Here is a 24,003-nt window from a genome sequence, read left to right as displayed (position 1 = left end):
TCATGACCGCGACCCTCGTCAACGAGGCGGGGCCCCGGCCGCCCGCCGCGAGCCCCGGCGCGACCCGCGCCCGGCGCTCGCGGCGGCGCGCCCGCGTCATCGCCGTACTCTTCGTCCTGCCCGCGCTGCTCCTGCTGGGCGCCCTGGTCGTCTACCCGGTGCTGTTCTCCGTCGGCCGGAGCTTCTTCGACGCCTCCGGCACCCGCTTCGTCGGCGGCGACAACTACAGCGAGATGTTCCGGGACCCGGCCACCCTCAAGGCCATCCGCAACACCACCATCTGGGTCGTGGTGGCCCCGGCCCTGCTCACCGGCTTCGGCCTCATCCTGGCCGTGCTGGTGGAGAAGGTCCGCTGGGCGACCGCGTTCAAGCTCCTGCTGTTCATGCCGATGGCCGTGTCCTTCCTCGCCGCCGGCATCATCTTCCGGCTCGCCTACGACGAGGACCCGGACAAGGGCGTCCTCAACGCCGCCGCGGTCTCCGTGCACGACATGTTCCAGGACACGTCGGCCTACCCGACGGCCCGCGCCCGCGACGGGCAGGGCCTGACGAAGGCGGCCGACGGCTCCTACCGCACGACCGACACCGTCGCGCCCGGGAAGAGCGTCCCGCTGGGCCTGGTCGGCGTCCTGCCCGCCGACCTGCCGGACGGCGCCGGACCGGCGTACGAGGCCGCGCGCCGCACGGCCGGCGCCGGTGAGCTGACGGGGGTCGTCTACCTGGACTTCACCCCCGGCGGGGGCGGGGAACAGGGCGTCGTCGACCGGCGCGAGAGCGGACTGCCCGGGATGAAGGTCGAGGCCGTGCGCGCGGGGGAGACCGTCGCCACCACGACCACGGCGTCCGACGGATCCTTCCGCTTCGAGGACCTCGACGACGGCTCGTACACCGTGCGGCTGCCGGCGTCGAACTTCGCCGCCCCCTACGAGGGCATCTCCTGGCTCGGCCCCACGCTCGTCACCCCGGCGATCATCGGGGCGTACCTGTGGATCTGGACCGGGTTCGCGATGGTCCTGATCGGCGCGGGCCTGTCCGCGCTGCCGAGGGACTCGCTGGAGGCGGCCCGGATGGACGGCGCCAACGAGTGGCAGATCTTCCGCCGGATCACCGTGCCGCTGCTCGCCCCGGTCCTCACCGTCGTCTTCATCACCCTCGTCATCAACGTGATGAAGGTCTTCGACCTCGTCTACATCATCGCGCCCGGCCCGGTGCAGGAGGACGCGACCGTGCTCGCGACGCAGATGTGGCTGGTGTCGTTCGGCGGTGGCAACAACCAGGGCCTCGGCAGCGCCCTCGGCGTGCTGCTCCTGCTGCTGGTCATCCCCGCCATGGTCTTCAACGTCCGCCGCTTCAAGAGGAGTCAGCGATGAACGCGGTCAGGCGCGGCCTGGGCAACTCGCTCGTACAGGCCTTCCTCGTGGTGATCGGCCTGGTCTGGCTGACCCCGCTCGCCGGGCTGTTCCTGTCGTCCATGCGGTCCGCCGAGGACACCGCGACCGGCGGCTGGTGGACGGTCTTCACCAGCCCCGGCCAGTTGTCCTTCGACAACTACTCGGCCCTGCTCGCCAACTCCGGTATCACCCAGGCCTTCTGGAACACGGTCCTGATCTCGGTGCCGACGACCGTGCTGGTGGTGGTGCTCGCCGCCCTGGCCGGGTACGCCTTCGCCTGGCTGGACTTCCCGGGCCGCGAGGCGATCTTCCTGCTCGTCGTGGCGCTGCTCGTGGTCCCGGTGCAGATCGGCCTGCTCCCGGTCGCCAAACTCTTCGGTCAGCTCGGTCTGTTCGGCACGATCCCGGGCGTCGTCCTGTTCCACGTCGCCTACGGTCTGCCGTTCGCGGTGTTCCTGTTGCGGAACTACTTCGCCGAGATGCCCAAGGAGATGCTGGAGGCCGCCCGCATGGACGGCGGCAGCGAGTGGCGGATCTTCACCCGTCTGGTGCTGCCGGTCGGCCGCCCGGCGATCGCCTCGCTGGCCATCTTCCAGTTCCTGTGGGTCTGGAACGACATGCTGGTGGCCCTGCTCTTCGCCGACAGCTCCTCCCAGCCGCTCACCGTGGAACTCCAGTCCCAGATCCGCCAGTTCGGCAGCAACATCGACGTCCTGGCCCCGGGCGCGTTCCTGTCCCTGGTGGTCCCGGTGGTGGTCTTCTTCGCCTTCCAGCGGCACTTCGTGCAGGGGGTGATGGCGGGCTCGGTGAAGTAGCCGGTCCCCCATACGAGTTCGGGCCCCGCTTCCCAGGAAGCGGGGCCCGAACTCGTCCACGAAGACCGGTCAGGGAATCGCCGGCGGATACAGCGACCGCGGCAGCTGCGAGGCCGCTGCCGCGTCCAGGAGCCACAGGGTGCGGGAGCGGCCCCGCGCGCCCGCCGCCGGGGCCTGGATCTCGCCCGCGCCCGAGAGGGCGATCGCCGCCGCCTCGGCCTTGTCCTCGCCGGCCGCCAGGAGCCACACCTCGCGCGCCGCGCGGATCGCGGGGAGCGTGAGGGTGATTCGGGTCGGCGGGGGCTTGGGGGCGCCGTGGACGCCGACGACCGTACGCTCCGTCTCCCGTACCGCGGGCAGTTCCGGGAACAGGGAGGCGACGTGCGTGTCGGGGCCCACGCCCAGCATCAGGACGTCGAACGTGGGCACCGAGCCGTGGTTCTCCGGGCCAGCGGCCCGCGCCAGCTCCTCCGCGTAGGCGGCGGCAGCCGCCTCCACGTCCGAGCCGAACGGGCCGTCCGAGGCGGGCATGGCGTGCACCCGCTTCGGGTCCAGGGGCACCGAGTCCAGCAGGACCTCACGGGCCTGCGTGACATTGCGCTCCGGGTCGCCCTCGGGCAGGAACCGCTCGTCGCCCCACCACAGGTCGAGGCGGCCCCAGTCGACGGCGTCCCGGGCGGGCGCCGCCGCCAGCGCGGCCAGCAGGCCGTTGCCGTTGCGGCCGCCGGTGAGGACCACGGACGCCGAACCCCGGGAGGCCTGGGCGTCCACGATCTTCGTGATCAGGCGGGCAGCCGCGGCCTGCGCCATCAGTTCCTTGTCGCGGTGCACGACCAGCTGCGGGGTGTTCACTTGGCTGCCGCCTTCTTCACCGGTTCCCCCGCCGTCGCTTCCTTCGCTTCTGCGGCGTCTTCGACAGGAGTCTCGGCCGCTTCTCCTTTGGCCGGCTCGTCCTGCGCCGCCTTCCCCGTCTCCGTGGGCCGGGCCGGCGCGGACGCGTGGAGCCGGTCCACGCCGAAGCGCAGTGCCGACGCGTAGGTGTCGTCCGGGTCCAGCCGGCGCAGCTCCTCCGCGATCAGCTCGGCGGTCTCCCGCCGCTTCAGCGCCACCGCGCGGTCCGGCTGCCCCTGGATGGAGAGCGTCGCCAGCGAGCCGTCCGCCCGGTCGAGCACGATCGGGCCGCAGTCGGTGTCCAGCCGTACCGCCGTCAGACCGGGGCCCGACGACAGGGACCGCTGCACGGGGACGTCCAGCCGGTCCGCGAGCCACATCGCCAGCAGCTCACAGCTCGGGTTGAACTCCTCGCCCTCCACCTCGACGGCCTTCACCTCGCAGACCACCTGGTCCAGGGCCGCCGCCAGCATCGAGCGCCACGGCGTGATCCGGGTCCAGGACAGGTCGGTGTCGCCCGGCGTGTACGTCCCTGCGCGCGCCGACAGCTCCCGCACCGGCTGCTCCGCGGCGTAGGTGTCGGTGACCCGGCGCTGGGCGAGCGCGCCCAGCGGGTCGTTCGCCGGGTCGATGGGCGCGTTCACCGGCCACCAGACGACCACGGGGGCGTCCGGCAGGAGCAGGGGCAGGACGACGGACTGGGCGTGCTCGGACACCTCGCCGTAGAGGCGAAGCACCACCGTCTCGCCGGTGCCCGCGTCGGCGCCGACCCGCACCTCGGCGTCCAACCGGGACTGCGTGCGGTCCCGGGGCGAGCGCGAGACACGCTTGATCACCAGCAGGGTGCGCGAGGGGTGCTCGCGCGAGGCGTCGCCGGCGGCCTTCAGGGCGTCGTAGGCGTTCTCCTCGTCCGTGACGATGACCAGCGTCAGCACCATGCCGACGGCCGGCGTGCCGATGGCCCGCCGCGCCTTCACCAGCGCCTTGTTGATCTTGCTGGCCGTGGTGTCCGTGAGGTCTATCTTCATGGCCGGCGCCAGCTCCGTCCCTCTCGTGCGAGCATTTCGTCCGCCTCGACGGGACCCCAGGTGCCCGCCGGGTACTGGGCGGGCCTGCCGTGCCGGTCCCAGTACTCCTCGATCGGGTCGAGGATCTTCCAGGACAGCTCGACCTCCTCCGTGCGCGGGAAGAGGTTCGAGTCGCCGAGCAGGACGTCGAGGATCAGCCGCTCGTACGCCTCGGGCGAGGACTCCGTGAAGGACTCGCCGTACGCGAAGTCCATCGACACGTCCCGGATCTCCATGGAGGTGCCGGGCACCTTGGAGCCGAAGCGGACGGTGACGCCCTCGTCGGGCTGGACGCGGATGACGATCGCGTTCTGGCCCAGCTCCTCGGTGGCCGTGGAGTCGAACGGGGAGTGCGGGGCCCGCTGGAAGACGACCGCGATCTCCGTGACGCGCCGGCCGAGCCGCTTGCCGGTGCGCAGATAGAAGGGGACGCCCGCCCAGCGGCGGTTGTCGACCGACAGCTTGACCGCGGCGTACGTGTCGGTCTTGGACTGGGGGTCGATGCCCTCCTCCTGGAGGTACCCGACCGCCTTCTCGCCGCCCTGCCAGCCCTCGGCGTACTGCGCGAACACCGTGTCGCGGCCCAGGTCCTTCGGCAGCCGGACGGCGCCGAGCACCTTGGTCTTCTCGGCGGCGAGCGCGTCCGCGTCGAAGGATGCGGGCTCCTCCATGGCGGTGAGCGCCATCAGCTGCAGGAGGTGGTTCTGGATGACGTCGCGGGCGGCGCCGATGCCGTCGTAGTAGCCGGCCCGGCCGCCGATGCCGATGTCCTCGGCCATGGTGATCTGTACGTGGTCCACGAAGGACCGGTTCCAGATCGGCTCGAACATCGTGTTGGCGAAGCGGAGCGCCAGGATGTTCTGGACGGTCTCCTTGCCCAGGTAGTGGTCGATGCGGAAGACCTGGTCCGGGGCGAAGACCTCGTGGACGACCTTGTTCAGCTCCTCGGCGGAGGCCAGGTCGTGTCCGAACGGCTTCTCGATGACCGCGCGGCGCCAGGAGCCGCCCGTCTGGTCGGCGAGCCCGTGCTTCTTCAGCTGCTGGATGACCACCGGGAAGGAGCGCGGCGGCACCGACAGGTAGAAGGCGAAGTTGCCGCCCGTGCCCTGGGCCTTGTCCAGCTCCTCGATGGTGGCGCGCAGCCGCTCGAAGGCGTCGTCGTCGTCGAAGGTGCCCTGGACGAAGCGCATGCCCTGGATGAGCTGCTGCCAGACCTCCTCGCGGAAGGGGGTGCGGGCATGGGCCTTGACCGCGTCGTGGACCTCCTGGGCGAAGTCCTCGTTCGCCCACTCGCGGCGGGCGAAGCCGACGAGCGAGAAGCCCGGCGGCAGCAGTCCCCGGTTCGCGAGGTCGTACACAGCGGGCATCAGCTTTTTACGTGACAAATCGCCCGTAACGCCGAAGATCACCAGGCCCGACGGCCCCGCGATACGCGGGAGCCGTCGGTCGGCGGCGTCACGAAGCGGGTTCGCTTCGGTGACGTTGAAGGGTGGCAAGGGATCAGCCCTCCGAGGGGGCGAGGCGCTCCAGCTCCGCCTCGGTCGACTTGAGCAGGTCGTTCCAGGACGCCTCGAACTTCTCGACGCCCTCGTCCTCCAGCAGCTGCACGACCTCGTCGTACGAGATCCCGAGCCGCTCGATGGCGTCGAGGTCGGTGCGGGCCTGCTCGTACGTGCCGGACACGGTGTCGCCGGTGATCTCGCCCTTCTCCTCCACCGCGTGCAGGGTGGCCTCGGGCATGGTGTTGACGGTGTTCGGCGCCACCAGTTCGTCGACGTACATGGTCGGCTTGTAGGCCTTGTCCTTCACGCCGGTCGACGCCCACAACGGACGCTGCTTGCGGGCGCCCGCCTTCTCCAGCGCGTTCCAGCGGTCGGAGGAGAAGACCTCCTCGTACGCCTGGTAGGCGAGCCGGGCGTTGGCGATGGCGGCCTTGCCGCGCAGGGCCTTGGCCTCGTCGGTGCCGAGCGCGTCGAGGCGCTTGTCGATCTCGGAGTCCACCCGGGACACGAAGAACGAAGCCACCGAACGGATCTGCGACAGGTCCAGGCCCTTGGCCTTCGCCTTCTCCAGACCGGTGAGGTAGGCGTCCATGACCTCGCGGTAGCGCTCCAGCGAGAAGATCAGCGTGACGTTGACGCTGATGCCGCGGCCGATGACCTCGCTGATCGCCGGGATGCCGGCCAGGGTGGCCGGGATCTTGATGAGCGTGTTCGGCCGGTCGACCAGCCAGGCCAGCTGCTTGGCCTCCGCGACGGTCGCGTGCTCGTTGTGCGCGAGCCGCGGGTCGACCTCGATGGAGACCCGGCCGTCCTGGCCGTCGGTGGCGTCGAAGACCGGGCGCAGGATGTCCGCGGCGTCCCGGACGTCCGCGGTGGTGATCATGCGGATGGCCTCTTCGACCGTGACCTTGCGGGCCGCGAGGTCGGAGAGCTGCTGGTCGTAGCCGTGCCCCTCGCTGATGGCCTTCTGGAAGATCGTCGGGTTGGTGGTGACGCCGACGACATGCTGCTGGTCGATCAGCTCCGCCAGGTTGCCGGACGTGATGCGCTGGCGTGACAGGTCGTCCAGCCAGATCGCGACGCCTTCCTCGGAGAGGCGCTTCAGTGCGTCTGTCATGGAAAATCAAACTCCTACGTTGCGTATGTGAGCGTCAGCGCCGGGCCGCTGCGAGGGATTCCCGCGCGACGGCCGCCACGTTCTCGGCGGTGAAGCCGTACTCCTGGAAAAGGACCTTGCCGTCGGCGGAGGCGCCGAAGTGCTCCAGCGACACGATGCGGCCCGCGTCGCCGACGTACTTGTGCCAGGTCAGGCCGATCCCCGCCTCGACGGCGACACGCGCCCTCACGGACGGCGGCAGGACGCTGTCCCGGTACCCCTGGTCCTGCTCCTCGAACCACTCCACGGACGGCATGGACACGACGCGCGTCGGCACCCCGTCGGCCTGGAGCCGCTCGCGCGCCTCGACCGCCACGTGCACCTCGGAACCGGTGGCGATCAGGATGACCTCAGGGTCGCCGCCTTCAGCCTCGAACATCACGTAGCCGCCGCGGACCGTGTCCTCGTTGGCCTCGTACGTCGGCACACCCTGCCGGGTGAGCGCCAGACCGTGCGGGGCGCCCTTGCCGTACTCCTTGGTCCAGCGCCGCAGGATCTCGCGCCAGGCGATCGCGGTCTCGTTGGCGTCCGCCGGGCGGACGATGTTCAGGCCGGGGATGGCGCGCAGCGACGCCAGGTGCTCGACCGGCTGGTGCGTCGGGCCGTCCTCGCCCAGACCGATGGAGTCGTGCGTCCACACGTACGTCACCGGCAGGTGCATGAGGGCCGACAGCCGCACCGCGTTGCGCATGTAGTCGGAGAACACCAGGAAGGTGCCGCCGTAGATCCGGGTGTTGCCGTGCAGCGCGATGCCGTTCATCTCCGCGGCCATGGAGTGCTCGCGGATGCCGAAGTGGATCGTGCGGCCGTACGGGCCGGCCTCCGGCAGCGGGTTGCCCTCGGGCAGGAACGACGACGTCTTGTCGATCGTCGTGTTGTTCGAGCCCGCCAGGTCGGCCGAGCCGCCCCACAGCTCCGGGATGACCGCGCCGAGCGCCTGCAGCACCTTGCCGGACGCCGCGCGCGTCGCCACGCCCTTGCCGGGCTCGAAGACCGGGACCTTCTCCTCCCAGCCGGTGGGCAGCGCGCCCTTGGCGATGCGGTCGTACTCGGCGGCGCGCTCGGGGTTGTTGTCCCGCCACTGCTGGAAGGACTTCTCCCACACGGCACGGGCCGCCTGCCCGCGCTCCAGGGCACCGCGGGTGTGCGCGAGGACCTCGTCGGAGACCTCGAAGGTCTTCTCCGGGTCGAAGCCGAGGACCCGCTTGGTGGCCGCGACCTCGTCGTCGCCGAGCGCCGAGCCGTGCGCGGCCTCGGTGTTCTGCGCGTTGGGGGCCGGCCAGGCGATGATCGAGCGCATCGCGATGAAGGACGGGCGGTCGGTGACCTTCTTGGCCTCCTCGATCGCGTCGTAGATCGCGTTCGGGTCCAGGTCGCCGTCGGGCTTGGGGGCCACGCGCTGCACATGCCAGCCGTACGCCTCGTACCGCTTGACCGTGTCCTCGGAGACGGCCGTCTCGGTGTCGCCCTCGATCGAGATGTGGTTGTCGTCCCACAGCAGGATCAGGTTGCCCAGCTTCTGGTGCCCGGCCATCGAGGACGCCTCGGCGGAGATGCCCTCCTGCAGACAGCCGTCACCGGCGATGCAGTAGATGAAGTGGTCGAACGGGGAGGTGCCCGCGGCGGCCTCCGGGTCGAACAGGCCGCGCTCGTAGCGGGCGGCCATGGCCATGCCGACGGCGTTGGCGACCCCCTGGCCCAGCGGGCCGGTCGTCGTCTCCACACCCGTGGTGTGACCGTACTCCGGGTGGCCGGGGGTCTTCGAGCCCCACGTCCGGAACGCCTTGAGGTCGTCCAGCTCCAGGCCGAAACCGGCCAGGTAGAGCTGGGTGTAGAGAGTCAGGGACGAGTGGCCGGCGGACAGCACGAAGCGGTCCCGCCCGACCCAGTCGGCGTCCGAAGGGTCGTGCCGCATCACCTTCTGGAAGAGGGTGTAGGCGGCGGGCGCCAGGCTCATCGCCGTACCAGGATGGCCGTTACCGACCTTCTGTACGGCATCTGCGGCCAGGACGCGGGCGGTGTCCACCGCCCGCTGGTCCAGCTCGGTCCACTCGAGGTCTGTGGTGGTCGGCTTGGTGCTCACCCTGGGTCAGGGCTCCTCTCCACATGTCGGTTGCCGGCGTCACGGGCACGCGCCCACCGGCTGCCGGCGTACTCGGCGTCGGCCGGCCGTTGTCGAGCCTACCCCCGGAAGTACGTGCGTTTTTTCGACTCATCCCAGACTGCCGGGACTCTTCGGGATGTGCCTGTCGGCCGCGTCGTTCCGGGGCTCGGCACATGAATACGCACCCCGTCATCCGAGCGCTCAATCGAGCCACCGCGCGCCCTTCGGACCACGCCCCCAACACGACCCGACCCCCGCGACGGTCCGGGTATGGGCAACGTCTACAGTGGCGTGGTACGCGCGAGCCTTTACCGGGACTTCACACGGTCGGGCTTGCTGGGATGTCTCTGTCAGGGGTGTGCGTGACGGCCGTTGAATCCCGTCCAGCGGGGATTGTCGGGACGAGCCAGAGCCCGAGCCGACGGCCGATCGGGGCCCGGGTCGCGGCGTTCGTGGCGCTGACCAAGCCGCGGATCATCGAGCTGCTGCTCATCACCACCGTTCCGGTGATGTTCCTGGCCGAGCGGGGCGTTCCCGACCTCGGACTGGTGCTCCTCACCTGTGTGGGCGGTTACCTCAGCGCGGGCGGCGCAAACGCGCTCAACATGTACATCGACCGCGACATCGACGCCCTGATGGACCGCACCTCCCAGCGTCCCCTGGTCACCGGGATGGTCAGTCCGCGCGAGTGCCTGGCCTTCGGCATCACCCTCGCGGTCGTGTCGACGCTGCTCTTCGGCCTCACCGTCAACTGGCTGTCGGCGTGGCTGTCACTCGGAGCGCTCCTCTTCTACGTCGTCGTCTACACGATGCTGCTCAAGCGCCGTACCTCGCAGAACATCGTGTGGGGCGGCATCGCGGGCTGTATGCCGGTGCTGATCGGCTGGTCCGCCGTCACGAACTCCCTCTCCTGGGCGCCGCTGATCCTCTTCATGGTGATCTTCTTCTGGACGCCGCCGCACTACTGGCCGCTGTCCATGAAGGTGAAGGAGGACTACGCGCGCGTGGGCGTGCCCATGCTCCCCGTCATGGCCTCCAACAAGGTCGTCGCCAAGCAGATCGTCCTCTACAGCTGGGTGATGGTCGCGGTCTCGCTGCTGCTGACGCCGCTCGGCTACACGGGCTGGTTCTACACCGCGGTCGCGCTCGGCGCGGGCGGCTGGTGGCTGTGGGAGGCGCACGCGCTGCAGAACCGCGCGAAGGCCGAGGTGACCGGCGCGAAGCTCAAGGAGATGCGCCTGTTCCACTGGTCGATCACCTATGTCTCGCTGCTCTTCGTGGCCGTCGCGGTCGACCCCTTCCTGCGCTGACACGGCGGTACCAATGCCGCTGACACGCTGAGGCGCGGGTCACGCACCCCTCCCGTCGCCAAGCGATCTACTGATCGGTAGCATCCTGGCCATGGCAGACGACACGCAGCAGGCCGACGACCGCAAGGTGACCCGCCTCGCCCACCGGATCAACGCCTTCGCCAAGTCCCACGGCGGTGCCGAGGCCCAGATCGCGTACATCGGCGAGCGCGGCGCCCGTATCGTCCTCGTGGGCGAGGACGGCGGCTGGGGCGACCTGGTGGCCCCCACGTTCGAGACCGCCGAGAAGGCCGTCGAGAAGGCCGGGATCACCCGTCACGAGACCTTCGACGGCGAGCTCGCGGCGAAGGTGCGGACGGGCCCGTACGAGTGGAAGCGGATGGCCGGTATCCAGATCGGCGGCTGAGAGCCCGCCCGTCTCTCCCCAACACCTCGGCACGGGTTCACCCGTTAGGACGTGTAGAGCACGCCACGTCCAAGCCACGGGGAGCCCGGATGATCGACACGCCGTCCCTCGTGGACCAGTACTGCCACGGCGTACTGAGAGCGGAACTGGGCCTCGGCACCTTCGAGGCCCAGCTCGCCCGCACCGAGGGACCGCCGGCCCCCGGCACCACGCTCTTCGACACCCAGACCGGATTCGCCGTGCGGCGCTGGTGCCCCCCGCTGCTCGGTCTGGAGCCGCACTGCCCGCCCGCCCGCTATCTGGCCCGGCGCCGCGAACTCGGCGTGTGGGAGGCCGGCCGCCGGCTGCTGCGGGGCAGCGGCATCACCACCTATCTGGTCGACACCGGCCTGCCCGGCGACCTCACCGGCCCCCCGGAGATGGCCTCCGCCGCCTCCGCCGAGGCCCATGAGATCGTCCGCCTCGAACTCCTCGCCGAACAGGTCGCCGACACCTCCGGCACCGTCGAGTCCTTCCTCGCCAACCTCGCCGAGTCGGTGCACGCCGCCGCCGCGCACGCCGTCGCCTTCACCTCGGTCGCCGGTGTGCGCCACGGCCTCGCGCTGGCCCCCGAGCCGCCGGGGCCGGGGGAGGTGCGGGGCGCGGCCGGGCGCTGGCTCGCCGACCGAGGCGTCGGCGGCGAGCTGACCGACCCGGTGCTGCTACGGCATCTGCTGTGGATCGCGGTGGCGTCCGGGCGGCCCCTCCAGCTGCACGCCGGACTGGGCCAGCCGGGCCTGCGCATCGACCGCACCGACCCGGTCCTGCTCACCGACTTCGTCCGCGCCACCGCCGGCCTCGGCACCGACCTGGTCCTGCTGCACGGCTACCCGTACCACCGGCACGCCGCCCATCTCGCCGGTGTCTTCCCGCACGTCTACGCCGACTCCGGCGCCGCCCTGGTGCGCACCGGCGCCCGCGCGGCCACGATCCTCGCCGAGATCCTGGAGCTCGCCCCGTTCGGCAAGATCCTCTTCTCCAGCGGCGCCCAGGGCCTGCCCGAGCTGCATGTCGTCGGGGCACAGCTGTTCCGCGAGTCCCTCGCCAGGGTGCTCGGCGCCTGGGTCGCGGAAGGCGCGTGGTCCCCGGCGGACGCGCAGCGCGTGGCGGAGATGGTGTCGTCGGGGAACGCCCGGCGGGTCTACGGCCTCCAGTGAGCGGGCTGTACGGCCCCCACACCCCGGACCAGACTGACGGGATGCCGACCCCGACCGATGCCCTGCTCGACCGCTTTCTGACCGCCCTCGGACCGCTGGAACCCGTCGCCGTCTGGGCGCACGGCTCGCTGGCCGGCGGCGACTACCAGGAGGGCCGCAGCGATCTGGACCTGATCGCCGTCCTGCCCGGCCCGCTCGCCCCGCGCACCCTCTGGCGCCTCGCGACCCTGCACGCCCGGCTGCGGACCGCGCCGCTCGCCCCGCTGCTGCACTGCTCCTACCTCACGCCGGACACCCTGGACGACCCGGCGAGGCGCCATCCGACCTGGGCGCACGAGGAGCTGTTCCGGCGGCCGGTCACCCCGGTGACCCGGCGGGAGCTGCATGTCTTCGGGCGCGTGCTGCGAGGCGAGGCGCCCGCCGCCCTGCTGCCGCCGGTGCCGGACCACGAGCTCGCCGCGTTCGTCGTCGCCGACCAGCGGGACTTCTGGCGGCCCGCCCTGGCCGACGCCCGGCGGTGGACCCGGGAGGTCTGGGTCGACCTGGGCCTGATCACGTTCGCGCGGGCGAGCGTCACCGCGCGCGAGGGACGTCTGATCTCCAAACGGGAGGCGCTGGAGCTGCTGCCCGGGCTGGGGGCGCCCGCCGAGGTCGTCGCGGACGTCCACGGCCGGCGCTACGGCACGGCCGCGCCGGCGTCCGACGTGTGGGCGGCGCGCAGGGCCGCGCTGACGCGGGCCTACCTGGGGCCGGCGATCGACGCGCTGGTGGCGTCGTACGGCTGAGCGGGCAGGTCGGGGACGGACGTCTCCGGCCGCTCGCGCAGCGCCAGCAGCACCCGCAGCACCGCGATCCACACCAGGGCCGAGCCCAGCATGTGCAGGCCGACCAGCACCTCGGGCAGGTCCGTGAAGTACTGGACGTAGCCGATGACGCCCTGCGCGAGGAGGACCAGGAACAGGTCGCGGGTGCGGTCCAGCGGGCCCTTCGGGGCGTCGACGGCCTTGAGGACGAACCAGAGCGCGAAGGTCAGCGTCACCACGATCCAGGCCAGCACGGCGTGCAGCTTGGTCACGGTCTCCCAGTCGACCGGCATCCGCGCGACCTCGCTGGAGTCGCCCGCGTGCGGCCCCGCACCGGTCACCACGGTGCCCGCCACGATCAGCAGCACCGACGCGGCCACCAGGAACCACACGAGCTGCTGGATGGCCTTACCGACCAGCGGACGCGGGGTCGCGTCCCCCTCACGGGTGCGCTGCCACATCACCGCGGCGACCGCGATGAGCGCCGACGACGCCACGAAGTGGGCCGCGACGGTGTACGGGTTCAGGCCGACGAGCACGACGATGCCGCCGAGCACGGCGTTGCTCATCACGATCCAGAACTGGGCCCAGCCCAGCCGGGTCAGGCCCCGCCGGTACGGCTTCGTCGAGCGGGCGGCGATGATCGCCCAGCCGACCGCCGCGCACAGCACGTACGTCAGCATGCGGTTGCCGAACTCGATCGCGCCGTGCAGGCCCATCTCGCGGGTGTTGGTGAGCGAGTCGGCCGTGCACTTCGGCCAGGTCGGGCAGCCGAGCCCGGAGCCGGTGAGCCGGACGGCCCCGCCGGTGACCACGATGATCACCGACATCACGAGCGCGGCGAGCGCCGCGCGCCGGACGGTCCTCGGATCCGGGGTCCAGCGGGCGGCGATGAAGGCGAGCGGGTTGCGCACGGCGGCCTGGGCGTCGGCGCGGGTCAGGTTCTGCACGCGCACCATCGTAGGCCGCCGCTTGTGCACGCTTTCACGAGGGGGGCGCCCGGCGCGGGCCGCGCGCTACTCCCAGCGGAAGAACCGGCCGGCCGCCGCCAGGCCCACGACCGCCCATACGGCCAGGATCCCCGCGTCGCCCCAGGGCATCGCGGAGCCGTGCTGGAGCACGTCCCGCAGCCCGTCGGAGAGCGCGGAGACGGGCAGCAGGGCGAGGACGTCCTGGGCCGCGTCGGGGAACTTGTCCAGCGGCACGATCACCCCGCCGCCGACCAGCAGCAGCAGGAAGACCAGGTTGGCCGCGGCCAGCGTGGCCTCCGCCTTGAGCGTCCCCGCCATCAGCAGTCCGAGCCCGGAGAACGCGGCCGTCCCGAGGACCAGCAGCAGGAGCACGGCCGCCGGGTTGCCGTGCGGCGACCAGCCGAGCGCGAAGGCGATCAGCGTCAGCAGGACGATCTGCAGCACCTCGGTGACCAGCACCGACAGCGTTTTGGCGGTCATCAGGCCCCAGCGCGGCAGCGGTGAGGACGCCAGCCGCTTCAGGACGCCGTACCGGCGCTCGAAGCCCGTGGCGATGGCCTGCCCGGTGAACGCCGTCGACATGACGGCGAGCGCCAGGATGCCGGGGGCGAGGAAGTCGACGGCCTTCCCCTCACCCGTGTCCACGATGTCGACGGAGCTGAAGAGGACCAGCAGCAGGGTGGGGATCACCACGGTGAGCAGCAGTTGCTCGCCGTTGCGCAGGAGCATCTTCGTCTCCAGCGCCGCCTGGGCCGCGATCATGCGGGGGAGCGGGGCCGCGCCCGGCTTCGGGGCGTACGTCCCGGTGCTCGTGGTGGTCATGAGCGCAGCTCCTTGCCGGTCAGCTCCAGGAAGACGTCCTCCAGGGTGTGCCGCTCCACCGAGATCCGGTCCGGCATCACGCCGTGCTGCGCGCACCAGGACGTCACCGTGGCGAGCAGTTGTGGGTCGACCTTGCCGCCGACCCGGTAGGAGCCGGGCGTCAGCTCGGCGGCCGTGCAGTCGGCGGGCAGCGCCTTGAGCAGGGAGCCCACGTCGAGGCCGGGGCGGCCGGTGAAGCGCAGGGTGTTCTCGGCGCCGCCGCGGCACAGCTCCTCGGGGGAGCCCTGGGCGATGACCCGGCCCGCGTCGATGATGGCGACGTCGTCCGAGAGCTGTTCGGCCTCGTCCATGTAGTGCGTGGTGAGGATCACCGAGACGCCGTCGGCGCGCAGGTCCCGGACCAGGTCCCAGGTGGCGCGGCGGGCCTGCGGGTCGAGTCCGGCGGTGGGCTCGTCGAGGAAGACCAGCTCGGGTCGCCCGACGACGGCCATGGCGAGCGCGAGGCGCTGCTGCTGGCCGCCGGACAGCCGGCGGTAGGAGGTCCGGCCGCAGCTCCCGAGCCCCAGCCGCTCGATCAGCGCGTCCACGTCCAGCGGGTGGGCGTGCAGCTTGGCGACATGGCGCAGCATCTCGTCCGCGCGGGCGCCCGAGTAGACGCCGCCGGACTGGAGCATCACGCCGATCCGGGGCCTCAGCGCGGCGGACTCCCGCACCGGGTCGAGGCCGAGGACGCGCACCGTGCCGGAGTCCGGTCTGCGGTAGCCCTCGCAGGTCTCGACCGTCGTCGTCTTGCCCGCGCCGTTCGGGCCGAGCACGGCTGTGACGCCCGCCCGGGCCACCAGGTCGAGACCGTCCACCGCGGTTTTCCCGCCGTACCGCTTCACCAGGGCGTGGACCTGGACCACGGGCTCGTTTCGCATGGCTCAAGAGTCTAGGGAGAGCGCGGGTCCCCCGAACGGCCGGGTGCGCATCTCCCCGTCCGGCGGCCTCACAGCTCCACGGCGCGGGGGCGGTGCGTCTCCAGCCACGGCACCGCGTAGGCCACGGCGTCGGCCAGCGGGAACAGGCGCGCGTCGGCCCCGCCGACCCTTCCGCGCAGGACCGGGCGGTCCCGTTCGAAGTCGTGCCCCAGCTCGTCGAAGCGCTCCGAGGTGATCGACACCTCGGTGACCACCTCCCACCCCTCGGGCCCCGGCCGTCCCACCCGCACCAGCGGGGAGGGGATCCGGTACTCGGCCAGGTGGAAGGCGGTGCAGGTGTCGTAACCGGCGCCGAGCAGCAGCACGCGCGCGTGCAGCGCCTCCAGCCGGGCCAGCGGGCTGCGCTCGCCGAGCCGGCAGTCGGTCGCGTGTCCGTCGGTGATCTCCCGCGCGCGGGAGCCGAGGGCGGCGAACGAGGTCTGCGGGTGGGCGCTGCGGGTGGCGCCGGGCCAGGTCCGCACGGTCTCCGGGACGACGCCCACGCCGCGTGAGGGCGTGATCCGGGGGTCGTAGACGGGCATGGTCGCCCGGACGGTCTCCCACCACTCCTCGGGCACCGGCGGGTTCTGCCAGACGGCCGGGTCGGAGAGGTCGCCGGTCTGGGTCGGGACCACCACGGTGCCGTCCGGGCCGAGGGCGTCCAGCAGGCCTTGAACAACCGTCACGGGGCCTCCGCAGACCCATCCGAGGGCGCGCAGCGAGGAGTGCAGGAGGAGGGTGTCACCCTCCCGGACGCCGAGCTCGCGCAGCTGGGCCGCGAGGGTGCCGCGGGTGACAAGAGGGCCGGTCGGAGGGGGTGTCGCCATGGTCCCGGAGTGTCCCCGACCAGGTCGCCGGATGCCACCGGTTTGATCGATCAAAGATCGTTTCCGCAGGTCACATTAGGTTTACCTAAGTGACGTAGGGCACCGTCATCGCGGACGGGGGCCGCTTGCCTGGGTTCGAGGAATTACGCAACAATGGCGTTGTGAAAAACGTCGGCGAGGCTCGGGAGACCCCCACGGGGTCCCCTCAGGAGGAACTCGCGACCGGTGAGCGCTCGACGCGCAACCGGGTCGCGCGATCCATCCTGGACCACGGGCCGTCGACCGTCGCCGAGCTGGCCGGCCGGCTGGGTCTCACCCAGGCCGCCGTGCGCAGGCATCTCGACGCGCTGGTCGCCGACGACGTCGTGGCGGCCCGGGAACAGCGGGTCTACGGCACGCGCACGCGCGGACGCCCCGCCAAGGTCTTCGCGCTCACCGACTGCGGCCGCGACGCCTTCGACCAGTCCTACGACAAGCTCGCGGTGGACGCCCTGAAGTGGATCGCCGAGCGCGAGGGCGGAAGCGAGGCGGTCGCCGCCTTCGCCCGCGCCCGCATCGAGGCCCAGGCGCGCGCCTACCGTGAGGCCGTCGAGGCGGCCGCACCCGACGAGCGCACCGAGGCCCTCGCCAAGGCCCTCAGCGCCGACGGGTACGCTGCGGCGGCGCGCAGTGCGCCTCACCCGCAGCAGGGCGAGCAGCTCTGCCAGCACCACTGCCCGGTCGCCCATGTCGCGGAGCAGTTCCCGCAGCTGTGCGAGGCGGAGACGGAGATCTTCGCCGAGCTGCTCGGGACGCACGTCCAGCGACTGGCGACCATCGCGCACGGCGACGGCGTCTGCACGACGTTCATCCCCAGGATTTCCCACACCACTCACCACGCATCTGCAAGCACGGCCGGGAGGAACCCCGCATGACTCTCCCCACGGAGACTGCCCACCCTGAGCTCGAGGGCCTGGGCACGTACGAATACGGCTGGGCCGACTCCGACGAGGCCGGTGCCGCAGCGAAGCGCGGCCTGAACGAGGACGTCGTCCGCGACATCTCCGGCAAGAAGTCGGAGCCGGAGTGGATGACGAAGCTGCGCCTCAAGGGTCTGAAGCTCTTCGAGAAGAAGCCCATGCCGAACTGGGGCTCGGACCTGTCGGGCATCGACTTCGACAACATCAAGTACTTCGTGCGCTCCACGGAGAAGCAGGCGGCGTCCTGGGAGGAGCTCCCCGAGGACATCAAGAACACCTACGACAAGCTGGGCATCCCGGAGGCCGAGAAGCAGCGCCTCGTCGCCGGTGTCGCCGCCCAGTACGAGTCGGAGGTCGTCTACCACCAGATCCGCGAGGACCTGGAGGAGCAGGGCGTCATCTTCCTCGACACCGACACCGCCCTGAAGGAGCACCCGGAGCTCTTCAAGGAGTACTTCGGCACCGTCATCCCGGCCGGTGACAACAAGTTCGCCGCGCTGAACACCGCCGTGTGGTCGGGCGGCTCCTTCATCTACGTGCCGAAGGGCGTGCACGTCGAGATCCCGCTCCAGGCCTACTTCCGGATCAACACCGAGAACATGGGCCAGTTCGAGCGGACCCTGATCATCGTCGACGAGGGTGCCTACGTGCACTACGTCGAGGGCTGCACCGCCCCGATCTACAAGTCGGACTCGCTGCACTCCGCGGTCGTCGAGATCATCGTCAAGAAGAACGCGCGCTGCCGCTACACGACCATCCAGAACTGGTCGAACAACGTCTACAACCTGGTCACCAAGCGCGCCGTCGCCTACGAGGGCGCCACCATGGAGTGGATCGACGGCAACATCGGCTCCAAGGTGACGATGAAGTACCCGGCCGTCTACCTGATGGGCGAGCACGCCAAGGGCGAGACCCTGTCCATCGCCTTCGCGGGCGCGGGCCAGCACCAGGACGCCGGCGCCAAGATGGTCCACATGGCCCCGAACACGTCCTCCAACATCGTCTCCAAGTCGGTGGCGCGCGGCGGCGGCCGCACCTCCTACCGCGGTCTGATCGAGATCGGCGAGGGCGCCCCGGGTGCGAAGTCCAACGTGCTCTGTGACGCTCTGCTCGTCGACACGATCTCGCGGTCGGACACCTACCCGTACGTCGACGTCCGCGAGGACGACGTCTCCATGGGCCACGAGGCGACCGTCTCCAAGGTCTCCGAGGACCAGCTCTTCTACCTGATGAGCCGCGGTCTGAGCGAGGACGAGGCGATGGCGATGATCGTGCGCGGCTTCGTCGAGCCGATCGCCAAGGAGCTGCCGATGGAGTACGCCCTGGAGCTCAACCGGCTGATCGAGCTGCAGATGGAAGGCGCGGTCGGCTAGCACCCGCCCTCCGCTCCGGCAGCAGGCGGCCCGCCCCCGCGGCGGGCCGAAGATCGTAAACGTAGGAAGAGAGCAGACCGACAGCCATGGCTGAGGCCCAGAACATCCCGGTGGGCAGCACCACCGCCGGCTCGATCGCGGTGGCCGCGGAGTCGACCGTCGTCTCGCGCATGAGCGCGCCCCCGTCCTTCGACGTGGCGGACTTCCCCGTCCCGCACGGCCGCGAGGAGGAGTGGCGGTTCACCCCGCTGGAGCGCCTGCGCGGCCTGCACGACGGCACCGCCGTCGCGACCGGCGAAGGCGTCAAGGTCACCGTGACGGCGCCCGACGGCGTCGTCGTCGAGACCGTCGGCCGTGACGACGCCCGCCTCGGGAAGGCCGGCACCCCCGTGGACCGCGTCGCCGCCCAGGCGTACTCCGCCTTCGAGCAGGCCGGCGTGGTCACCGTCCCCAAGGAGACGGTGCTCACCGAGCCCATCCGCATCGCCGTGCACGGCGAGGGCGGGGTCCGCTACGGCCACCAGCTCATCGAACTGGGCGCGTTCGCCGAGGCCGTCGTCGTCATCGACCACACCGGTGACGCCGTGCTCGCCGCCAACGTCGACTTCGTCCTCGGTGACGGCGCCAAGCTGACCGTCGTCTCCGTCCAGGACTGGGACGACAAGGCCGTGCACGTCGCCCAGCACAACGCCCTCGTGGGCCGCGACGCCTCCTTCAAGTCGGTCGTCGTCACCTTCGGCGGCGACGTCGTCCGGCTGAACCCGCGCGTCGAGTACGCCGGCCCCGGCGGCGAGGCCGAGCTGTTCGGCCTGTACTTCACCGACGCCGGGCAGCACCAGGAGCACCGCCTCCTGGTCACCCACAACACCCCGCACTGCAAGTCCAACGTCGTCTACAAGGGCGCGCTGCAGGGCGAGGACGCGCACGCCGTCTGGATCGGCGACGTCCTCATCGAGGCCAAGGCCGAGGGCACCGACACCTACGAGATGAACCGCAACCTGGTTCTGACCGACGGCGCCCGTGTCGACTCCGTGCCGAACCTGGAGATCGAGACCGGTGAGATCGTCGGCGCCGGCCACGCCTCCGCGACCGGCCGCTTCGACGACGAGCAGCTGTTCTACCTGATGGCCCGCGGTATCCCGGAGCACGAGGCCCGCCGCCTCGTCGTCCGCGGCTTCTTCGCCGAGCTCGTCCAGCAGATCGGCGTCGACGACATCGAGGAGCGCCTGCTCGCCAAGATCGAGACGGAGCTGGAGGCGTCGGTCGGATGACTGACACACCGGCGTTCGTACGCGTCTGCGCGCTGAGCGAGCTGGAGGAGGACACCCCCAAGCGGGTGGAACTCGACGGCACGCCGGTCTCGGTCGTCCGTACCGAGGGAGAGGTGTTCGCCATCCACGACATCTGCTCCCACGCGAACGTCTCGCTCTCCGAGGGCGAGGTGGAGGACTGCCAGATCGAGTGCTGGCTGCACGGCTCCGCGTTCGACCTCCGCACCGGCAAGCCGTCCGGCCTTCCCGCGACGCGCCCTGTCCCCGTATACCCCGTAAAGATCGAAGGGGACGACGTGCTCGTCTCCCTCACCCAGGAGTCCTGAGGCACCCATGGCTACGCTTGAAATCCGAGACCTGCACGTCACCGTCGAGGTCGAGAACGGCACGAAGGAAATCCTCAAGGGTGTCGACCTCACCGTGAAGCAGGGCGAGACGCACGCCATCATGGGCCCCAACGGCTCGGGCAAGTCGACGCTCGCCTACTCCCTCGCGGGTCACCCGAAGTACACCATCACGTCCGGCTCCGTCACCCTCGACGGCGAGGACGTCCTGGAGATGTCCGTCGACGAGCGGGCCCGCGCCGGCCTGTTCCTCGCCATGCAGTACCCGGTCGAGGTCCCCGGCGTCTCCGTCTCCAACTTCCTGCGCACCTCCGCCACGGCGGTGCGCGGCGAGGCCCCCAAGCTGCGCACCTGGGTGAAGGAGGTCAAGGAGGCCATGGAGCGCCTCAACATGGACCCCGCCTTCGCCGAGCGCAACGTCAACGAGGGCTTCTCCGGTGGTGAGAAGAAGCGCCACGAGATCCTTCAGCTCGAGCTGCTCAAGCCGAAGGTCGCCATCCTCGACGAGACCGACTCCGGCCTGGACGTCGACGCACTGCGCGTCGTCTCCGAGGGCGTCAACCGCGTCCGTGAGACCGGTGAGGTCGGCACCCTCCTCATCACCCACTACACGCGCATCCTGCGCTACATCAAGCCCGACCACGTGCACGTGTTCGCGAACGGCCGTATCGCCGAGTCCGGCGGCGCCGAGCTCGCGGACCAGCTGGAGGCCGAGGGCTACGACAAGTACGTGAAGGGTGGCGCATCCGCGTGACACAGCTGCCGGGCCTCCTCGACACCGAGGCGCTGCGCAAGGACTTCCCGATCCTGGACCGCGTCCTGCACGACGGCAGGAAGCTCGTGTACCTGGACAACGCGGCGACCTCGCAGACGCCGCGCCAGGTCCTCGACGTGCTCTCCGAGTACTACGAGCAGCACAACGCCAACGTCCACCGTGGAGTGCACGTCCTCGCCGAGGAGGCCACGGCACTGTACGAGGGCGCGCGGGACAAGGTCGCGGAGTTCATCAACGCGCCCTCGCGCGACGAGGTGATCTTCACCAAGAACGCCTCCGAATCGCTCAACCTCGTGGCGAACATGCTGGGCTGGGCCGACGAGCCCTACCGCGTGGACGCCGACACCGAGATCGTCATCACGGAGATGGAGCACCACTCCAACATCGTGCCGTGGCAGCTGCTCGCGCAGCGCACGGGCGCGAAGCTGAAGTGGTTCGGCCTCACCGACGACGGCCGTCTCGACCTGTCGAACATCGACCAGGTGATCACGGAGAAGACGAAGATCGTCTCCTTCGTGCTGGTGTCGAACATCCTCGGCACCCACAACCCGGTCGAGGCCATCGTGCGCCGCGCGCAGGAGGTCGGTGCCCTGGTCTGCATCGACGCCTCGCAGGCCGCGCCGCACATGCCGCTGGACGTGCAGTCCCTCCAGGCCGACTTCGTGGCCTTCACCGGCCACAAGATGTGCGGCCCGACCGGCATCGGCGTCCTGTGGGGCCGCCAGGAGCTGCTGGAGGACCTGCCCCCGTTCCTCGGCGGCGGCGAGATGATCGAGACCGTGTCGATGCACTCGTCGACGTACGCCCCCGCCCCGCACAAGTTCGAGGCCGGCACCCCGCCGATCTCGCAGGCCATCGGTCTGGGCGCGGCGATCGACTACCTCGACTCGATCGGCATGGACAAGATCCTCGCCCATGAGCAGGCCCTCACCGAGTACGCGGTGAAGCGCCTGCTGGAGGTCCCCGACCTGCGGATCATCGGCCCCACCACGGCCGAGGACCGCGGCGCCGCGATCTCCTTCACGCTGGGCGACATCCACCCGCACGACGTGGGCCAGGTCCTCGACGAGCAGGGCATCGCGGTCCGGGTCGGACACCACTGCGCCCGCCCCGTCTGCCTGCGCTACGGAATTCCTGCGACCACGCGAGCGTCGTTCTATCTGTACTCCACGCCGGCCGAGATCGACGCTCTGGTGGACGGCCTGGAGCACGTACGGAACTTCTTCGGCTGACGGGACGGGACGAGCGATCGCATGAAGCTGGACTCGATGTACCAGGAAGTCATCCTGGACCACTACAAGAACCCGCACGGGCGTGGTCTGAGGGATGGCGACGCCGAGGTGCACCATGTGAACCCGACGTGCGGCGACGAGATCACCCTGCGTGTGAAGTACGACGGCACGACGATCCAGGACGTCTCGTACGAGGGCCAGGGCTGCTCGATCAGCCAGGCGAGCGCGTCCGTACTGAACGAGCTCCTCGTCGGCAAGGACCTCTCCGACGCGCGGACGATCCAGGAGACCTTCCTGGAGCTGATGCAGTCCAAGGGGAAGATCGAACCCGACGACGCCATGGAGGAGGTCCTGGAGGACGCGGTCGCGTTCGCCGGGGTCTCCAAGTACCCGGCCCGGGTCAAGTGCGCCCTCCTCAGCTGGATGGCGTGGAAGGACGCGACGGCCCAGGCGCTGGGCGGAGCCGACGCCGAAAGGAAGACGGCATGAGTGACACCGTGGAGATGAAGCCGGCCTCGGAGGAGGAGCTTCGCGAGGCCCTGATGGACGTCGTCGACCCCGAGCTGGGCATCGACGTCGTCAACCTCGGCCTGATCTACGGCATCCACGTCGACGAGGCGAACATCGCGACCGTCGACATGACCCTGACCTCGGCGGCCTGCCCGCTGACGGATGTCATCGAGGACCAGGCCAAGTCCGCCACGGACGGCCTCGTCAGCGAGCTGCGCATCAACTGGGTGTGGATGCCGCCGTGGGGGCCGGACAAGATCACGGACGATGGGCGTGAGCAGCTGCGTGCGCTTGGGTTCAACGTCTGAGGTTCTGGCTTTGACCTGCCTGTGGCCCCTGGCTTTCGAGCCGGGGGCCACAGGTGTGTCCGGGGGCTCATGGGGCGGGTGCGTCGACCAGCCGGAACGCCGAGTCCGCCAGGAACAGTCCCTCCCGCTGGTAGGGGTCCAGCCGCAGCCGGAAGTCCCGGTGGCGCAGGAACCGGCCGGGATGGTTCACGGACTCCAGCATGACCGCGCCGGAGTACGGCGAGCGGCGCGGGCAGAAGGTGGCGTCCTGACGGAACAGGGCGGAGCCGTCGTCGCGGTCCGCGCGCAGCAGGAAGTCACGGTGGCGGAGATAGCGGCCGTCGGCGGTGGCGAAGGAGTGGCAGGAGGCGTCGCCCAGCCCCGCGACCAGCCGGAAGGCGATGTCGCCGCGCTGCCCGGAGCCGACGGGGTCGAGCCGCACCGATCCGCCGCTCACACGCCACTGCCGGTCGGGGTAGTTGACGGCGCGGACGGAGCGCCAGACGCCCTGGGCAGGCGGCCGGGAGGTGGTCTCCTCCGAGGCCGAAGGGGACGCCGTGGGCGACTTGGTGGACTCCTCCGGTGTGGGCGTCGGCGTCTTCTCCTGCCCCGCCGCCATGCCGCTGTCCCCTTCGGGAGGGGTCTGCGAGGGCGTGGCGAACGAGATCAGACCGGGCAGGCTCACGTCGACGGGCGAGGGAGTGGCCGCCGCCGGCGCCCCGTCGCTGTCCTTACCCGACACGGTCAGCGCCGTGGCACACGCGACGACCGTCGCCACGGCCAGCCCACCGGCCAGCCACAGGCGGCGCGTCCCCGGCGCCCGGGACGTGTCCGGCGCCCATCCGTCCTCCCAGACCGGCCGGTCCTGGGGTGACCTGGATGTGTGGTCGGGCATGGGTGTTCCTCCAGCGGCGTCCAACGGCGACGGCGGCGGCTGTGCGGATCAGGTAGGTGAACGCTGGAACACTAGTGGATACGGCGGCTCAAGTCCCTTGAATGGCATGCAAGTTGCGTATACCGGCGGCCGAAAGG

At 70.6% G+C, this 24,003-nt stretch carries 24 protein-coding genes; 14 read left to right on the top strand and 10 right to left on the bottom strand.

Annotated elements, in window-relative coordinates; genetic code table 11:
• Positions 1 to 2 precede the first annotated feature (2 nt).
• Both DC008_RS07930 and DC008_RS07925 read left to right on the top strand, forming a co-directional pair.
• Positions 3 to 1,370, top strand: a complete 1,368-nt coding sequence (locus tag DC008_RS07930) for an ABC transporter permease (RefSeq protein WP_108706338.1) — start codon at positions 3 to 5, stop codon at positions 1,368 to 1,370.
• Complete coding sequence (locus DC008_RS07925) at positions 1,367 to 2,206, top strand: carbohydrate ABC transporter permease (RefSeq protein ID WP_055621464.1); 840 nt, start codon at positions 1,367 to 1,369, stop codon at positions 2,204 to 2,206. The genes DC008_RS07930 and DC008_RS07925 overlap by 4 nt, the downstream gene beginning before the upstream one ends.
• Before the next feature lie 69 nt (positions 2,207 to 2,275).
• Here DC008_RS07925 and pgl read toward each other — a convergent pair whose 3' ends face one another.
• From pgl to tkt, 5 genes are read right to left on the bottom strand one after another with little or no spacing between them, the layout of a single operon-like run.
• Positions 2,276 to 3,058 (bottom strand): 6-phosphogluconolactonase, encoded by a 783-nt coding sequence (gene pgl / locus DC008_RS07920; RefSeq protein WP_108706337.1) that lies wholly within the window; start codon positions 3,056 to 3,058, stop codon positions 2,276 to 2,278.
• Complete coding sequence (gene opcA, locus DC008_RS07915; RefSeq protein WP_108706336.1) at positions 3,055 to 4,125, bottom strand: glucose-6-phosphate dehydrogenase assembly protein OpcA; 1,071 nt, start codon at positions 4,123 to 4,125, stop codon at positions 3,055 to 3,057. Before opcA ends, pgl begins: the two co-directional genes overlap by 4 nt.
• Positions 4,122 to 5,660 (bottom strand): glucose-6-phosphate dehydrogenase, encoded by a 1,539-nt coding sequence (gene zwf, locus DC008_RS07910; RefSeq protein ID WP_108706335.1) that lies wholly within the window; start codon positions 5,658 to 5,660, stop codon positions 4,122 to 4,124. Before zwf ends, opcA begins: the two co-directional genes overlap by 4 nt.
• A 4-nt stretch (positions 5,661 to 5,664) precedes the next feature.
• On the bottom strand, positions 5,665 to 6,783 hold the full coding sequence (tal, locus tag DC008_RS07905) for a transaldolase (RefSeq protein ID WP_108706334.1): 1,119 nt from the start codon (positions 6,781 to 6,783) through the stop codon (positions 5,665 to 5,667).
• 34 nt (positions 6,784 to 6,817) lie between these two features.
• Positions 6,818 to 8,905 (bottom strand): transketolase, encoded by a 2,088-nt coding sequence (gene tkt / locus DC008_RS07900; RefSeq protein WP_108706333.1) that lies wholly within the window; start codon positions 8,903 to 8,905, stop codon positions 6,818 to 6,820.
• A 362-nt stretch (positions 8,906 to 9,267) separates the two neighbouring features.
• On the opposite strand from tkt, the gene DC008_RS07890 reads away from it, so the two are divergent.
• From DC008_RS07890 to DC008_RS07875, 4 genes are all read left to right on the top strand, one after another.
• Entirely contained in the window at positions 9,268 to 10,236 is a 969-nt protein-coding gene (locus tag DC008_RS07890) for a heme o synthase (protein ID WP_267146380.1), read from the top strand.
• 91 nt (positions 10,237 to 10,327) lie between these two features.
• Positions 10,328 to 10,642: a hypothetical protein gene (locus DC008_RS07885; RefSeq protein WP_108706331.1), complete on the top strand. Its 315-nt coding sequence runs from the start codon at positions 10,328 to 10,330 to the stop codon at positions 10,640 to 10,642.
• Between the two features lie 89 nt (positions 10,643 to 10,731).
• On the top strand, positions 10,732 to 11,838 hold the full coding sequence (locus DC008_RS07880; protein ID WP_108706330.1) for an amidohydrolase family protein: 1,107 nt from the start codon (positions 10,732 to 10,734) through the stop codon (positions 11,836 to 11,838).
• A gap of 41 nt (positions 11,839 to 11,879) precedes the next feature.
• Positions 11,880 to 12,623 (top strand): nucleotidyltransferase domain-containing protein, encoded by a 744-nt coding sequence (locus DC008_RS07875; RefSeq protein ID WP_108710601.1) that lies wholly within the window; start codon positions 11,880 to 11,882, stop codon positions 12,621 to 12,623.
• Here the strand turns inward: DC008_RS07875 and DC008_RS07870 are convergent.
• From DC008_RS07870 to DC008_RS07855, 4 genes are all read right to left on the bottom strand, one after another.
• Positions 12,578 to 13,600, bottom strand: coding sequence for a COX15/CtaA family protein (locus tag DC008_RS07870; protein WP_108706329.1), 1,023 nt, complete (start codon positions 13,598 to 13,600; stop codon positions 12,578 to 12,580). The two genes, DC008_RS07875 and DC008_RS07870, sit on opposite strands and share 46 nt — an antisense overlap.
• 57 nt (positions 13,601 to 13,657) lie before the next feature.
• Positions 13,658 to 14,434 (bottom strand): ABC transporter permease, encoded by a 777-nt coding sequence (locus DC008_RS07865; protein ID WP_108706328.1) that lies wholly within the window; start codon positions 14,432 to 14,434, stop codon positions 13,658 to 13,660.
• Positions 14,431 to 15,354: an ABC transporter ATP-binding protein gene (locus DC008_RS07860; RefSeq protein WP_108706327.1), complete on the bottom strand. Its 924-nt coding sequence runs from the start codon at positions 15,352 to 15,354 to the stop codon at positions 14,431 to 14,433. Before DC008_RS07860 ends, DC008_RS07865 begins: the two co-directional genes overlap by 4 nt.
• A gap of 68 nt (positions 15,355 to 15,422) precedes the next feature.
• Entirely contained in the window at positions 15,423 to 16,220 is a 798-nt protein-coding gene (locus DC008_RS07855) for an AAC(3) family N-acetyltransferase (protein ID WP_108706326.1), read from the bottom strand.
• Between the two features lie 161 nt (positions 16,221 to 16,381).
• Here DC008_RS07855 and DC008_RS07850 point away from each other — a divergent pair, with 161 nt between their 5' ends.
• The 8 genes from DC008_RS07850 (at position 16,382) to DC008_RS07815 (ending at position 22,992) form a co-directional block, all read left to right on the top strand.
• Positions 16,382 to 17,134 carry a helix-turn-helix transcriptional regulator gene (locus DC008_RS07850; protein ID WP_108706325.1) on the top strand — a complete coding sequence of 251 codons (753 nt, stop codon included), beginning with the start codon at positions 16,382 to 16,384 and terminating at the stop codon, positions 17,132 to 17,134.
• A complete protein-coding gene (sufB, locus tag DC008_RS07845) occupies positions 17,131 to 18,552 on the top strand; it encodes a Fe-S cluster assembly protein SufB (protein WP_055621449.1) in 1,422 nt (473 codons plus the stop codon). The genes DC008_RS07850 and sufB overlap by 4 nt, the downstream gene beginning before the upstream one ends.
• An 86-nt stretch (positions 18,553 to 18,638) precedes the next feature.
• Positions 18,639 to 19,823: a Fe-S cluster assembly protein SufD gene (gene sufD, locus DC008_RS07840; protein WP_108706324.1), complete on the top strand. Its 1,185-nt coding sequence runs from the start codon at positions 18,639 to 18,641 to the stop codon at positions 19,821 to 19,823.
• Positions 19,820 to 20,149: a non-heme iron oxygenase ferredoxin subunit gene (locus DC008_RS07835; protein ID WP_055621447.1), complete on the top strand. Its 330-nt coding sequence runs from the start codon at positions 19,820 to 19,822 to the stop codon at positions 20,147 to 20,149. The genes sufD and DC008_RS07835 overlap by 4 nt, the downstream gene beginning before the upstream one ends.
• 7 nt (positions 20,150 to 20,156) lie before the next feature.
• Complete coding sequence (sufC, locus tag DC008_RS07830) at positions 20,157 to 20,921, top strand: Fe-S cluster assembly ATPase SufC (protein ID WP_055621446.1); 765 nt, start codon at positions 20,157 to 20,159, stop codon at positions 20,919 to 20,921.
• On the top strand, positions 20,918 to 22,174 hold the full coding sequence (locus DC008_RS07825; protein WP_108706323.1) for a cysteine desulfurase: 1,257 nt from the start codon (positions 20,918 to 20,920) through the stop codon (positions 22,172 to 22,174). Before sufC ends, DC008_RS07825 begins: the two co-directional genes overlap by 4 nt.
• Before the next feature lie 21 nt (positions 22,175 to 22,195).
• The gene (gene sufU / locus DC008_RS07820; protein WP_108706322.1) at positions 22,196 to 22,663 is read left to right on the top strand and encodes a Fe-S cluster assembly sulfur transfer protein SufU; all 468 of its coding nucleotides are present in this window, start codon (positions 22,196 to 22,198) and stop codon (positions 22,661 to 22,663) included.
• Positions 22,660 to 22,992 (top strand): metal-sulfur cluster assembly factor, encoded by a 333-nt coding sequence (locus tag DC008_RS07815; RefSeq protein ID WP_108706321.1) that lies wholly within the window; start codon positions 22,660 to 22,662, stop codon positions 22,990 to 22,992. The genes sufU and DC008_RS07815 overlap by 4 nt, the downstream gene beginning before the upstream one ends.
• Positions 22,993 to 23,059: 67 nt before the next feature.
• On the opposite strand, the gene DC008_RS07810 is transcribed toward DC008_RS07815, so the two are convergent.
• Positions 23,060 to 23,866 carry an AbfB domain-containing protein gene (locus DC008_RS07810; protein ID WP_108706320.1) on the bottom strand — a complete coding sequence of 269 codons (807 nt, stop codon included), beginning with the start codon at positions 23,864 to 23,866 and terminating at the stop codon, positions 23,060 to 23,062.
• Between the last annotated feature and the right edge of the window lie 137 nt (positions 23,867 to 24,003).

Source organism: Streptomyces nigra (genome assembly GCF_003074055.1).
GTDB lineage: Bacteria > Actinomycetota > Actinomycetes > Streptomycetales > Streptomycetaceae > Streptomyces > Streptomyces nigra.
This window is presented reverse-complemented; position numbering and strand designations above follow the sequence as displayed.

Coding starts and splice junctions, on each gene's coding strand:
- DC008_RS07930 (WP_108706338.1), top strand. CDS start 3: ATGACCGCGACCCTCGTCAACGAGGCGGGGCCCCGGCCGCCCGCCGCG.
- DC008_RS07925 (WP_055621464.1), top strand. CDS start 1,367: ATGAACGCGGTCAGGCGCGGCCTGGGCAACTCGCTCGTACAGGCCTTC.
- opcA (WP_108706336.1), bottom strand. CDS start 4,125: ATGAAGATAGACCTCACGGACACCACGGCCAGCAAGATCAACAAGGCG.
- tal (WP_108706334.1), bottom strand. CDS start 6,783: ATGACAGACGCACTGAAGCGCCTCTCCGAGGAAGGCGTCGCGATCTGG.
- DC008_RS07890 (WP_267146380.1), top strand. CDS start 9,268: ATGTCTCTGTCAGGGGTGTGCGTGACGGCCGTTGAATCCCGTCCAGCG.
- DC008_RS07885 (WP_108706331.1), top strand. CDS start 10,328: ATGGCAGACGACACGCAGCAGGCCGACGACCGCAAGGTGACCCGCCTC.
- DC008_RS07880 (WP_108706330.1), top strand. CDS start 10,732: ATGATCGACACGCCGTCCCTCGTGGACCAGTACTGCCACGGCGTACTG.
- DC008_RS07875 (WP_108710601.1), top strand. CDS start 11,880: ATGCCGACCCCGACCGATGCCCTGCTCGACCGCTTTCTGACCGCCCTC.
- DC008_RS07870 (WP_108706329.1), bottom strand. CDS start 13,600: ATGGTGCGCGTGCAGAACCTGACCCGCGCCGACGCCCAGGCCGCCGTG.
- DC008_RS07865 (WP_108706328.1), bottom strand. CDS start 14,434: ATGACCACCACGAGCACCGGGACGTACGCCCCGAAGCCGGGCGCGGCC.
- DC008_RS07860 (WP_108706327.1), bottom strand. CDS start 15,354: ATGCGAAACGAGCCCGTGGTCCAGGTCCACGCCCTGGTGAAGCGGTAC.
- DC008_RS07855 (WP_108706326.1), bottom strand. CDS start 16,220: ATGGCGACACCCCCTCCGACCGGCCCTCTTGTCACCCGCGGCACCCTC.
- sufB (WP_055621449.1), top strand. CDS start 17,131: ATGACTCTCCCCACGGAGACTGCCCACCCTGAGCTCGAGGGCCTGGGC.
- sufD (WP_108706324.1), top strand. CDS start 18,639: ATGGCTGAGGCCCAGAACATCCCGGTGGGCAGCACCACCGCCGGCTCG.
- DC008_RS07835 (WP_055621447.1), top strand. CDS start 19,820: ATGACTGACACACCGGCGTTCGTACGCGTCTGCGCGCTGAGCGAGCTG.
- sufC (WP_055621446.1), top strand. CDS start 20,157: ATGGCTACGCTTGAAATCCGAGACCTGCACGTCACCGTCGAGGTCGAG.
- sufU (WP_108706322.1), top strand. CDS start 22,196: ATGAAGCTGGACTCGATGTACCAGGAAGTCATCCTGGACCACTACAAG.
- DC008_RS07815 (WP_108706321.1), top strand. CDS start 22,660: ATGAGTGACACCGTGGAGATGAAGCCGGCCTCGGAGGAGGAGCTTCGC.
- DC008_RS07810 (WP_108706320.1), bottom strand. CDS start 23,866: ATGCCCGACCACACATCCAGGTCACCCCAGGACCGGCCGGTCTGGGAG.